The following is a 10,819-nucleotide window of genomic DNA, read 5'->3' on the forward strand; positions in this document are numbered from 1 at the left end:
AGCGCGGCGACCGCGCCGACCACCACGACGGCCGCCCCCGAGGCCACGTACAGCCCCTTGCGCCGCCCGCCGCCCCGCTGTTCCGCGTCCGGTTCGCCCGCGCCCGCGAGGCCGGGCCCGGGGACGCGCGGCAGCCGCATCGTCGCCTCGGGGAGCGCCCCGCCGTACGTCGTGGGCTCCGGCTCCGCCCCGTCGTCCTCCTCGCCGACCGTCACGTACGGCCGCACCCGCAGCGGGCTGAACTCCTCGCCGTCCACCCCGCACGCGCACGGCGCCCCGCCCTCGCGCGGCCTTCCGCACTCCGGGCAGGACTCCTGCCCGTGCCCCTTCGCAGGTCTCCCCGCCCGCTCGCCTTCCTGCTCGTGTCCCTGCTCGCGTCTGTGTCCGCGTTCCTGTTCGTGCACCGCAGTCCCCTCCCGGCCCCCTGAGCGATCCCCGCGATTATGCCGAGAGTCCCTGAGCACGTGTTCGACCGGGCGAACCATGACAAGCCGTCAACCTCCCGTGCGTCCGTCCCTCAGACGGCCGCCCCCGGCGCGCGCGAGCCCTCCGGCGCCCCCGAGCCCTCCCGCGTTCCCGGCGCCTCCCGCGCGTCCAGTTCCTTCCTGAACCACCGCTGCGCGTACGTGTCCTCCCACAGCGGCCCCGTCTCCCGCCACCCGTGCCGCGTGTACAGGCCGCGCGCCTCCACCAGGTCGTGGCGCGTGTCGAGATCGAGGCGCCGCGCCCCGCGCTCCCGCGCCTCCGCCTCCGCCGCGCGCAGCAGCCGGCCGCCGCCGCCCAGGCCGCGGAACGCGGGACGCACGAACATCCGGGTCAGCTCCAGGGCGTGCGGGTCGAGACGGCTCGCCTTCAGCCCCACGCAACCGGCCGCCTCGTCCCCGTACCACCCCACGAGCAGCAGTCCGTGCGGCGGCGCGAGCGGTGTGTGGTCGGAGGCGGCGAGCGCGCGGCGCAGTTCGCCCGGCTCCGTGTCGTGCCCCTCGTGGAGCCGGTACCAGCGGTCCGAGAGCTCCGTGTAGTACGCGCGCCACAGGTCGAGGGCGGTCGGCGACTCGTGCGGTTCTGGGGCGATCGCCCAGCGTGCGTCCATCCTCCGATCCTCACCCACCGTGCCGGTTGTGGGCCAGCGGTTTTGACGCGCCGTTCGCGGCAACCCGGAGTGCTGAACGCAACACCCCGGGTCCGGGACAGGGACGCGGGTTCCGACCGGACTCTTTCCCACGGAGGGCAAGCATGTCTCCCGCCTTGACAATTGTGTTGATCGTGGTGGTGGTCGTCGTCCTCGCCGCCGTCGCGTTCCTCCTCGTACGGCGTGGTGCCGGCGCCCCGGGCGGCTCGTTGCCGCGCCGCTTCGGTCCCGAGTACGACCGGGCCGTGCGGCACCACGACGGTGACAAGCGCGCCGCCGAGCAGGAGCTGAGGGAGCGCGTCAAGACCTACGGCTCGCTGCACGAGCACACCCCGGCCGCCGAGGAGCGCACCCGCCTCCTCGCCTCCTGGAGCACCCTCCAGGAGCGCTTCGTCGAGGCGCCGCGCGAGGCCGCCGCCGAGGCGGACCGGCTCCTCGCCGAGACCGCGACGGCCGTCGGCCACCCCGGCGGCGACCGGCACGCGGCCCGGCTCGACTCGCTCTCCGTCCACCACCCGCACCACGTCGACGGCTACCGCCGGCTCCGCGCCGCGCTGAACCCCGCCGAGAGCGGCCACGAGAGCACCGAGGAACTGCGCGAGGCACTGCTCGCCGCGCGCGGCCTCTTCGAGGAGCTCATCGGCGCGGGCACCTCGGGGACGCGTACGGGGCGCGACACCGCGCACCACGCCGCACACCGCACGGAGCGCGCGAGCGACCGCGCGCAGGGACCGGACACACCGCCCGCAGCCGGCACGGCACAGGCCCCGGCGCCGGGCACGGCCCCGGCCCCCGTCCCCGAAGCCACTGAGACCTACGAGGGCCACGAGGCCCGGAGGAGCTGACCGAGATGACCGCGATACTGCCCGACAAGGCCACCCCCACCGGCTCCGGCGACCGCACCGCCACGAGCTTCCTGCCCGCCGGGGCGCGAGAACGCCTCGAACCCAAACTCCGCGAGGCCGTCAGCGAGTTCGTCGACTCGCCCGCCGAGGCCGTCGAGAAGGCCGACCGCCTCCTGGCCGAGACCGTCGAACAGCTCCACAAGGCCCTCGTCCACCGCCACGGCGAACTCCGCTCGGCGTGGGACGGCAAGGGAGGCGCGGGGAGCGCCCGGAGCGCGGGCGCCCGCAGCGCGGAGAGTGCCCGCGGCGCGCGGCGCGAGGACGGCGCCGGGCTCGGCGACCGTGCCGGGTTCGGCGACGGTACGCCGGGCGGCGCCGGTACGGCCCCGGGCGCGGACCGCGCGGAGGACGAGCCGACGGGCCTGGACGGCCGCCGCGACCGTACGGGGACGACGCGCGACGCCGACGGTGACGGTGTGGCCGACGACCGTACCGGCCTCCCCGGCACCCCCTCCGCCGCGTGGAAGCCCGGCGCCACGACCGAGGACCCGACCGGCGCCGCGACCGGCACGACGACCGGCGTCGAGACCGACGCCACGACCGACGCCGGTGCCCGCGTCCCCGGCGACGAGAAGACCGCCTCGCGTCCCGGGAACGGCACCGAGGCCGACACCGAGCGGCTGCGGCTCGCGCTCCAGGAGTACCGCGAGACGACGGAGCGCCTGCTGAACCTGTGACGCGCCCCGTGCGCGCGCACGGACGCCACGGACCGCGCTCCCCGAGAGCCGGAAGGGGCGGACGACGGGTGGGACCCCGTCCTCCGCCCCTTCCTCATGCCACGCGCCGCGCCGGGCCACGCGCCGGACCGCATGCCGTGAGCCGCCGTGGCCCGCATGCCGCGCCCCGCCTCACGCCCGGCCCGGGGGACCCTGCGTCCGCACGCGCACCGTCCCTCGTACGGGCGAAACCGGCCCGGTACCCGGGCGCCTCACGCCGCCCCCGTAACCACGCCGCCTCAGGCGTCGCCCTCACGCGCCGCTCGCCACCGCGCCGCGATCTCCTCCACGTCGTACGGGCTCAGCCGCAGCGGCGGGCCCTCCAGCGGACTGCGCAGCGCCGCGCGGATCTTCTCGTTCAGCTCCGTGACCAGGCGCCGCGCCACCGCCTCGCTCGGCGCCTCGCGCGCGGCGGCGAGGGTGTCCTCGGCCTCCTTGCGCAGCGCCAGCGAGGGCGGCAGGTGGGAGAGGCCCTCGCGGGCCATCTTCCCCTTGATCCACCACAACTCGTCGTGGTGCGGCCCCTCTTCGGGCAGTGGTTTCCCGGCCAGGGCACGGAATTCACCGCGCTCCTCGGCCTCCCTGATCTGCCGGTCGATCCAGGACTCGAAGTCCAGGCCGGGGGGCTTCCGCTGGGTCATGTCGTGGTCTCCGTCCGCCGTTGTCCCCCGCGCGTACCCGTCCAGTCTCCCCCGGACGGCCGGACCGCCGCGTTCCCGGGGCGGTCACGCGAGGGCGCCCCGGCGGCCTTCAGCTCACGACGCGGGCCAGCGCGAAGCCGTCGTACCCCTTGCTCCCCACCGTCTGCACCGCCGTCGCGCTCAGGCGCGGTTCGCGGGCGACGAGGTCGAGCCCGGCGCGGGTGCCGACGACGCGGGGGTCCGTGCTCCCCGGGTCGATCACCTCGCCGTCGCGGGCGACGTTGTCGATCACGATGAGGCTGCCGGGACGGGTCAGGGCCAGGGCCCACGTGACGTACCCGGGGTTGTTGACCTTGTCGGCGTCGATGAAGACGAAGTCGAAGGGCTCCGGCTTCTCCTCGGCGAGCGCCGCGAGGCTGTCGAGCGCGGCGCCGACCCGGATCTCGACCGTCTCGGCGTACCCGGCGCGGTCGAGGTTGGCGCGCGCCACCTCGGCGTGCCTCGGCTCGTACTCCAGCGTGATCAGCTTCCCGTCCGCCGGGAGCGCGCCCGCGAGCCACAGCGTGCTGTAGCCGCCGAGCGTGCCGATCTCCAGGATGCGCCGGGCGCCCTGCGTCTCGGCGAGCAGGCGCAGCAGCTTGCCCTGGTTGGGCGCGACGGCGATGGGCGGCAGCCCGGCCGCGTCGCTCGCGCGCAGCGCCTCGGCGAAGAAGTCCTCGGTGGGCGCGAGGAGATCGGTGAAGTAGGTGTCGACGTCGGTCCAGGTCTGCGCGGGATCGGGCACGGGGGCGCCTCTTTCGGTGGCTCGCGGGAGAACGCGGTGGCTCTTGACGGGGAACGGGTGGGTTCCCGAAAGGAACTTACCACCGCTCCCTCCGGCCGGTCCCGGGCTCGCGAGGTGTCACGTAGGGTGACCACTCCGTTGCCGGGAAGGTGCGGCGGAAACCGGCCGCGAGCCGACGGCTACGCTTTCCCCGCCCCGAGCGGGGGTGAGGGGGAGCGTTCCGTACCGTTCCGCGAGAATTCGGTGGGCGTCCGCTTCCTCGGTGGCGGACGACCTTGTCCAGATCCTCAGTTTTCGGCCAAAAGCCGGTCAAAACGTGGTCAACGGCAAGGTGAAAGAGAAGAGGCTATGAGGCGAACAGGGGCCCGGCTGCGTCTACGCACACGGGCGGCACGAGCCTCTGGGAGCACGGAGCGCGCCACCGAGGGCCGGGACGTGCCGGACAACGACGAGCGGGGCGGGAGGCCACACGACGTGGCGAATGCGGAGCGGAGCGGGACGGACGGGATGTTCGGTCCCGGCGGTCCCGACGGTGTCAGGGCCCGGATGCGGGTCCTCTGCGTCGTGCTGTGGGTCGCCGCCGCGGCCCTGGTGGTGCGGCAGCTCACGGCCGTCCTGCGGCTGCCCCCCGGGGACCGGCTGACCGACCTGGAGACGTGGGTGGGCCCGCAGGGCGTGCTCCACGTCTCCGGCTCCCTGTACGACACGGGGAGCTTCACGGGCTCGCCCTTCGCCGGGCTCGTCCTCAAGCCGCTGCGCGAGGCGGCGCAGGACACCCTCGGCGTGCTGTGGACGGTGGCGAGCCTCCTGCTCGTCGTCGTGCTCGGCCTCGTCGTCGCGCGCGCGGTGCCCCGGCCCCGTTCGCACTCCCGCCTCGTACCGCTGCTCGTCGCGCCCGTCGCGATCTGCCTCTTCCTCGTCTCGCTCCCGGTGCGCAACGCCTTCCACACCGGGCAGTTGAGCATCCTGCCCGTCCTGCTCGTCGTCCTCGGCTGCTTCGCCGTGCGCAAGGACGTCCCGGCCGGAATCCTCATCGGCCTCGCGGCGGCGCTCCAGCCGACGATGCTGCTCTTCGCGCCGCTCCTGTGGCTCACCGGGCGCCGCCGCGCGGGCGTCTCGACGCTCGCCACCTTCCTGGCCGGCACCGTCCTCGCCTGGATCGCCCAGCCGCACGACTCGTGGACCTACTGGGTGCACCACATCGCGGGCGCGGGGCTCGGCTCCAGCGACGAGCTGGCCAACCAGTCGCTGCACGGCGCGCTCCTGCGCTTCGGCCTGCACGGCCCCGTGGAGCTGGCGCTCTACGCCGTGCTCGCGCTCCTCGTCGTCTACGTGGGGCTGCGCCGCGCGGTGCGGTACGCGGCGGACGGGCAGCCGCTCCTCGCCGTGGCGATCACCGGCTGCGTCGCCGTCGCGATCTCGCCGACGAGCTGGCAGCACCAGATGTTGTGGGTCCTGCTCACCGCCGTCGGCCGCGTCGGCACCAAGGCGGCGGACCGGTACGTGTGGCCCATCGCCGTCGTGCTCGCGCTCTCGCTCACCCCCAAGGTGCTGCTGCCGAACATGACGAGCCTCGACCCGATCACGCAGAACATCATCCTCATCGCGGCCCTCGCGGCGGCCTGCCTCGTGCCCTTCCTCAGCACCTCCGCACCCGCCTACGAGCACCCCGTCGCCACCGTCCACCTGCCGCGCCGCCCCGCGCGCTGGTCCTGGGTGCCGCTGCTCCCCGTGTGGCGCTGGGTCGCCCGGCGTCCCAACCTGCTCCTCGAACTGCTCCTGATCCGCGTCGGCTACGCCGCCTACTCCGAGGTCCGCAAGGCCGCGCGCGGCGGACGGGCCACCGCCGAGGATCACGGCGACATCGTCCACAGCATCGAGAAGTTCCTGCACATCGACATCGAGCACTGGGCCAACCACGCCGTCGTGAAGGTCTCCTGGCTGGAGAACTTCTTCAACTTCTACTACGAGTCCTTCCACTTCGTCGTCCCGCTCAGCGTCCTCGCGATCCTCTACGTCTGCCGCCCCGCCGAGTACCGGTGGGCGCGCAGCGCGCTCGGCTTCGCGACGCTCCTCGCGCTCCTCGGCTTCTGGCTCTTCCCGCTCGCTCCGCCGCGCCTCATGCCGACGCTCGGCTTCATCGACACCGTCCACGGCGTGCAGGACTTCAGCAAGCCGGACTACGGGACGCTCACCGCCGTCACCAACCAGTACGCCGCGATGCCGTCGCTGCACTTCGGGTGGTCGCTGTGGTGCGGGCTCGTGATCGCGATCCTCGCGCCGAAGTGGTGGATGAAGGCGCTGGGGCTGCTGCACCCGCTGTTCACGGTCTCGGCGATCGTGGCCACCGGGAACCACTGGGTGCTCGACGCCGTGGGCGGGGCGACGGCGGTGGGGCTCGGGTTCGGGATCACGTATGCCCTGGCGGGGCCGCGGGGGCGGACCAAGGGAGCGGGGATGGCGGCGGAGCCCTCCGGGGGCGGGGAGCCGGATGTGGGGGCCCCGCCCCCACGCCCCCGCTCCTCTGTTGCCGAAGGGGCTTGACGGCCGGGGCTTGCCTTTGAGTGGGCTCCAGGCTCTACCGTCCTCGGCGATGGCTCACGGAACGACGAGAGGACGACCCGTCATGGCGGAGCAGGCGGCTTGGAAGACGCGCGAGGAGCGGCACGCGCGGGGGCTCGACGTGCTGAAGAGTGTGGACGGGAGCGTGGGCGAGAAGGTCGTCGACTCGCTCGCCGACGTGAGCCCGGAGCTGGGACGGCAGGTCGTCGGCTGGGCCTTCGGCGAGATGTACGACCGCCCCGGCCTCGTCCCGCGCGACCGCCAGCTCGTCACGCTCGGCGTCCTCACCGCGCTCGGCGGCTGCGAACCCCAGCTCGACGTCCACATCAACGCCGCGCTCAACACCGGGCTCAGCCCCGAGGAGATCACCGAGGCCCTGCTGCACGCCGCCGTCTACTGCGGCATCCCGAAGGCCCTCAACGCGACCTTCGTCGCGAAGAGGGTCTTCGGGGAGCGCGGCCTGCTGCCGGTGGGCGGCGAGCCGACCGGCTGAGGAGGCCGGGCCCGGCTCAGGACTCCCAGTCCTGGCCCGTGATCAGGCGCAGGAAGCGGTGCGGCGTGTCCGGGCCGAACATCAGCTCGTGGATGAGGGTCGCCTGCCCGGCCTCCTCGTGGCTGCGCGGGAAGACGTCGCGCTCGTACGCGGTGAGCGCGGCCTCCGTGTCGTCCGGGTGTTCCGCGAGCGCCTTGCCCAGCTCGGCGCCGTCGAACATCGCCAGGTTGGCGCCCTCGCCCGAGGGGATCATGAGGTGCGCCGCGTCGCCGATCAGCGTGACGCCGGGCACCCGGTCCCAGCGGTGGTCGGCGGGGAGCGTGTGGAGCGGGCGGAGCACGGGGTCCGTCTCGCCGTCCGTGATGAGGGCGGTCAGCTCGGGCGCCCAGCCGTCGAACTCCCTGAGCAGACCCGCCTTGACGGACGCGGGGTCGTCGAAGCCGAGCGCCTGGAACCACTCCAGGGGGCGCTGGAGCGCCACGTAGGTGTGGAGCCTGCCGCTCGCCTCGCGGTGGGCCTGGATGCCCTTGCCCGGCGCGAGCGAGAACATCGCCCCGGCCCCGACCGCCTTCGCCGTTGCGGTGTGGCGCGTGTCGGCCTCGTACAGGTACGTCTCGACGAAGGACGTGCCGGTGTACACGGGCTTCGCGTCCGACAGGAGCGGGCGCACCCGCGACCAGGCGCCGTCCGCGCCGACGAGCAGCGCGGTCTCGACCGTCGTGCCGTTGGCGAAGCTCACCTCGTGGCGGCCGCCGCCGAGCGCGCGCACGCCGGTGACCTTGTGGTTCCAGCGCACCGTGCCCTCCGGCAGCGAGTCCAGGAGCACCTGCCGCAGTTCGCCGCGCTGCACCTCGGGGCGGGCGTCGCTGTCGTCGTCCTCCTCCAGCAGGACGGACCCGTCCGGGTTGAGCGCGCGCGAGGCCGCGTGCCCCGCCAGGATGATCGCGCGGAACTCCTCGGTGAGCCCGGCGGCGGCGAGGGCGGCCTGCCCGTTGTTCTCGTGGATGTCGAGCATCCCGCCCTGGGAGCGGGACGTCGGCGACGACTCCGCCTCGTAGACCGTGGACGGGATGCCGTGGACGTGCAGGACGCGGGCGAGCGTGAGTCCGCCGAGTCCCGCGCCGATGATGGTGACGTGCGTGTGCGTGGTCATGGCGGGCTCCTTCGCAGTCGTCCGGAATGCGTCCGGAGGGCGTCTGGAATGTCGTTCCACACCCCACTCTGGAACGGTGTTCCAGAATTGTCAAGCTGGAACCGTGTTCCAGGGCCGTGTGCCAGGATAGGGGCATGACGAAAAGGACCGCGCGCGCCGAGCCGCTCTCGCGCGAACGCATCGTCCGGACCGCCATCGAACTGCTCGACGCGGCAGGAGCGCGGAAGCTCACCTTCCGGGCCCTGACGGAGCGGCTCTCGACGGGCCCCGGGGCGATCTACTGGCACGTGGCGAACAAGGACGAACTGCTCGGCGCTGCGACGGACGCCGTCGTCGCGGACGCGGTGTCCGTCGAGCCCGCCGCCGGTGACACGCCGCGCGAGGCCGTCCGCTCCGTCGCGCTCGGTCTCTACGAGGCGACCGAGGCGCACCCCTGGCTCGCGACCCAGCTCGCGGCGCAGTTCGCGCGCGAGCCCTGGGGCTCCGTGGCACCGCGGATCTTCGAGGCGCTGGGGCGGCAGGTACGGGCGATGGGGGTGCCCGAGAGCGGCTGGTTCACGGCCACGTCGGCGCTCATGCACTACATCTTCGGTGTCGCGGGGCAGAACGCGGCGAACAGCGACATGGCCGGTGACCTGCCGGAGGGCGAGACCCGCGCCGAGTTCCTGGAGGCGGCCTCGCGCGCCTGGGAGGCCCTGGACCCGGCCGCGTACCCCTTCACCCGCGCCGTCGCCGACCAGATCCGCGACCACGACGACCGCGAACAGTTCCTCGCGGGGGTCGACCTGGTGCTGACGGGGATCGTGGCGTCGGTGCCGGGTTCGGCGTCGGGGGCCGCGGACGGCGCGGGTTCGGGTTCGGGTTCGGCGGAGGGCTCGGGGAGCTTCTAGAGGCTCGCTGCGGTTTCCGGTACGACGAAGCCGCCGCCACCCCGGTGCGGGTGGCGGCGGCTTCGGTCGTGTGCGGCCGGGGCGGCTCAGTACCAGTGGTGCGTCTGCCAGAAGTCCCAGGCGGCGGCCGGGCTGCCGTAGCGCTCGGTCATGTACTGGATGCCCCATTTGACCTGCGTCCCGGCGTTCTCGTGCCAGTCGGCGCCGGCGGACGCCATCTTGCTGCCGGGCAGCGCCTGGACCAGGCCGTAGGCGCCGGAGGCGGCGTTGGTGGCGTGCGGGTTCCAGCCGCTCTCGTGCGACACGATCTTGTCGAACGCGGCGAACTGGCGGGCGTCGGGCAGCAGCTTCTTCGCGAGCGTCTTCGCCGAGGCCGTGTCGGCGGCCTTCACCGCGCCCGCGCTCTCCGTCGTGCCCGCGCTCTTCGCGGCGCTCATGACCGTCGCGGCCTGCGGGGCCGGCGTGGCGGCGTGCGAGGCGGGGGCGCCGGAGAGGGCCATCCCGGCCGCACCGCCCACGAGGGCGACACCGGTCACGAACTGCTGGGGGACGCGGGCCAGGCGGAAGGCGACGGCGGGGAAGGGGATGCGCATGAAGGAGACCTGACGTCGGGGACGAGGGGCAGGGGCGCGGGAGAGGGAGCGGGAACCGCGAGGCGGTGCTTCGCTCCGGGAGCGGCGGGGATTACCGCGCCGGCGACGTGTCCCGTTGTAGGCGGACGGCGGTGCGCCGGGCAAAGGGCGGGTGTACTACGGCCGGTAGGGGACGGGGGTGAAAAGTCGCTTCAGCCCCCGGCTCTCCTGTCCCCGCCCTACTAAGCCGGTACGGGTGCGAGCCAGGTCACGTGCGCCGCCTCACCTCTCGGCGCCCTTTTCCTCGCCCGGGGTGAGTGAGTGCTCACCCACCGCGAAGGAGACCTCCGGCTCGAAGGCCGCCCTGCGGGTCGCGCGGCGCAGCGCCTTCAGGACGGCGGGCCCCAGCGTCAGGCTCAGCACCGCCGTGAGCGCCGCGCGGGGCAGGTCCCAGCCGAGCGAGGTCGCGAGGCAGTAGGCGAGAAAGCGCCCCAGGTTCGCGCCGAGCGGATCGCCCGGCACGTACGAGACGCCCGTCGACAGGCCGCCGAGGTAGGGCCAGCCCTGGAGGTTCATGACGAAGCCGTACGCGAGCGCCGCGACGGCCCCGTACCCCGCCAGGAGCAGCAGCTCCCGTGTCCCGCGCAGCGAACGGGCGCCCGGCAGCAGGCCCGCGCCGCCCGAGACCCAGCCCATCGCGAGCATCTGGAACGGCAGCCAGGGGCCGACGCCGCCGGTCAGCAGCGCCGAGGCGAACATCGACACCGCGCCGAGGACGAAGCCGAAGCCGGGGCCGAGCACCCGCCCCGCGAGCACCATCAGGAAGAACATCGGCTCGATGCCCGCCGTGCCCGCGCCGAGCGGGCGCAGCGCGGCGCCCGCGGCGGCGAGGACGCCGAGCATCGCCACCGCCTTCGCGTCCAGGCCCCCGTCCGCGATCGCCGCGACCACGACCGCGAGCAGCAGCGGGA

At 74.0% G+C, this 10,819-nt stretch carries 11 protein-coding genes and 1 pseudogene; 5 read left to right on the plus strand and 7 right to left on the minus strand.

The genetic code is table 11. The features are described from left to right. Positions 1 to 404 (minus strand): annotated as a pseudogene (locus G3I42_RS29300) (hypothetical protein); the annotation flags it as partial. 113 nt (positions 405 to 517) lie between these two features. Next, entirely contained in the window at positions 518 to 1,093 is a 576-nt protein-coding gene (locus tag G3I42_RS29305) for a GNAT family N-acetyltransferase (protein ID WP_164290767.1), read from the minus strand. Positions 1,094 to 1,236: 143 nt separating this feature from the next. Here G3I42_RS29305 and G3I42_RS29310 point away from each other — a divergent pair, with 143 nt between their 5' ends. Next, positions 1,237 to 1,977, plus strand: coding sequence for a hypothetical protein (locus G3I42_RS29310; protein ID WP_203607514.1), 741 nt, complete (start codon positions 1,237 to 1,239; stop codon positions 1,975 to 1,977). A 5-nt stretch (positions 1,978 to 1,982) separates the two neighbouring features. Beyond that, a complete protein-coding gene (locus G3I42_RS29315; protein ID WP_164290768.1) occupies positions 1,983 to 2,714 on the plus strand; it encodes a translation initiation factor IF-2 in 732 nt (243 codons plus the stop codon). 278 nt (positions 2,715 to 2,992) lie between these two features. Here G3I42_RS29315 and G3I42_RS29320 read toward each other — a convergent pair whose 3' ends face one another. Continuing rightward, the gene (locus G3I42_RS29320) at positions 2,993 to 3,394 is read right to left on the minus strand and encodes a DUF1992 domain-containing protein (RefSeq protein ID WP_164290769.1); all 402 of its coding nucleotides are present in this window, start codon (positions 3,392 to 3,394) and stop codon (positions 2,993 to 2,995) included. A 109-nt stretch (positions 3,395 to 3,503) separates the two neighbouring features. Beyond that, entirely contained in the window at positions 3,504 to 4,178 is a 675-nt protein-coding gene (locus G3I42_RS29325; protein ID WP_164290770.1) for an O-methyltransferase, read from the minus strand. Positions 4,179 to 4,685: 507 nt separating this feature from the next. Here G3I42_RS29325 and G3I42_RS29330 point away from each other — a divergent pair. Next, positions 4,686 to 6,722 (plus strand): bifunctional glycosyltransferase 87/phosphatase PAP2 family protein, encoded by a 2,037-nt coding sequence (locus tag G3I42_RS29330; protein ID WP_164290776.1) that lies wholly within the window; start codon positions 4,686 to 4,688, stop codon positions 6,720 to 6,722. Positions 6,723 to 6,804: 82 nt separating this feature from the next. Beyond that, a complete protein-coding gene (locus G3I42_RS29335) occupies positions 6,805 to 7,233 on the plus strand; it encodes a carboxymuconolactone decarboxylase family protein (protein ID WP_164290771.1) in 429 nt (142 codons plus the stop codon). Between the two features lie 16 nt (positions 7,234 to 7,249). On the opposite strand, the gene G3I42_RS29340 is transcribed toward G3I42_RS29335, so the two are convergent. Continuing rightward, on the minus strand, positions 7,250 to 8,386 hold the full coding sequence (locus tag G3I42_RS29340) for an NAD(P)/FAD-dependent oxidoreductase (protein WP_164290772.1): 1,137 nt from the start codon (positions 8,384 to 8,386) through the stop codon (positions 7,250 to 7,252). A gap of 134 nt (positions 8,387 to 8,520) precedes the next feature. Between G3I42_RS29340 and G3I42_RS29345 the strand changes: the two genes are divergently transcribed. Next, on the plus strand, positions 8,521 to 9,276 hold the full coding sequence (locus G3I42_RS29345) for a TetR/AcrR family transcriptional regulator C-terminal domain-containing protein (RefSeq protein WP_164290773.1): 756 nt from the start codon (positions 8,521 to 8,523) through the stop codon (positions 9,274 to 9,276). An 86-nt stretch (positions 9,277 to 9,362) separates the two neighbouring features. Here the strand turns inward: G3I42_RS29345 and G3I42_RS29350 are convergent, their stop codons facing one another. After that, positions 9,363 to 9,869, minus strand: coding sequence for a transglycosylase SLT domain-containing protein (locus tag G3I42_RS29350; RefSeq protein ID WP_203607515.1), 507 nt, complete (start codon positions 9,867 to 9,869; stop codon positions 9,363 to 9,365). 261 nt (positions 9,870 to 10,130) lie between these two features. Then, positions 10,131 to 10,819 (minus strand): ECF transporter S component (locus G3I42_RS29355; RefSeq protein ID WP_164290774.1); only part of this gene is annotated, 689 nt, incomplete at its 5' end.

It is taken from the genome of Streptomyces sp. SID11385, from assembly GCF_010548245.1.
Lineage (GTDB): Bacteria > Actinomycetota > Actinomycetes > Streptomycetales > Streptomycetaceae > Streptomyces.

Bases quoted from the DNA above. Each gene is read 5' to 3' on its own strand.
- G3I42_RS29345 (WP_164290773.1), top strand. From the start codon at position 8,521: ATGACGAAAAGGACCGCGCGCGCCGAGCCGCTCTCGCGCGAACGCATC.
- G3I42_RS29320 (WP_164290769.1), bottom strand. From the start codon at position 3,394: ATGACCCAGCGGAAGCCCCCCGGCCTGGACTTCGAGTCCTGGATCGAC.
- G3I42_RS29310 (WP_203607514.1), top strand. From the start codon at position 1,237: ATGTCTCCCGCCTTGACAATTGTGTTGATCGTGGTGGTGGTCGTCGTC.
- G3I42_RS29330 (WP_164290776.1), top strand. From the start codon at position 4,686: ATGTTCGGTCCCGGCGGTCCCGACGGTGTCAGGGCCCGGATGCGGGTC.
- G3I42_RS29335 (WP_164290771.1), top strand. From the start codon at position 6,805: ATGGCGGAGCAGGCGGCTTGGAAGACGCGCGAGGAGCGGCACGCGCGG.
- G3I42_RS29350 (WP_203607515.1), bottom strand. From the start codon at position 9,869: ATGCGCATCCCCTTCCCCGCCGTCGCCTTCCGCCTGGCCCGCGTCCCC.
- G3I42_RS29305 (WP_164290767.1), bottom strand. From the start codon at position 1,093: ATGGACGCACGCTGGGCGATCGCCCCAGAACCGCACGAGTCGCCGACC.
- G3I42_RS29315 (WP_164290768.1), top strand. From the start codon at position 1,983: ATGACCGCGATACTGCCCGACAAGGCCACCCCCACCGGCTCCGGCGAC.
- G3I42_RS29340 (WP_164290772.1), bottom strand. From the start codon at position 8,386: ATGACCACGCACACGCACGTCACCATCATCGGCGCGGGACTCGGCGGA.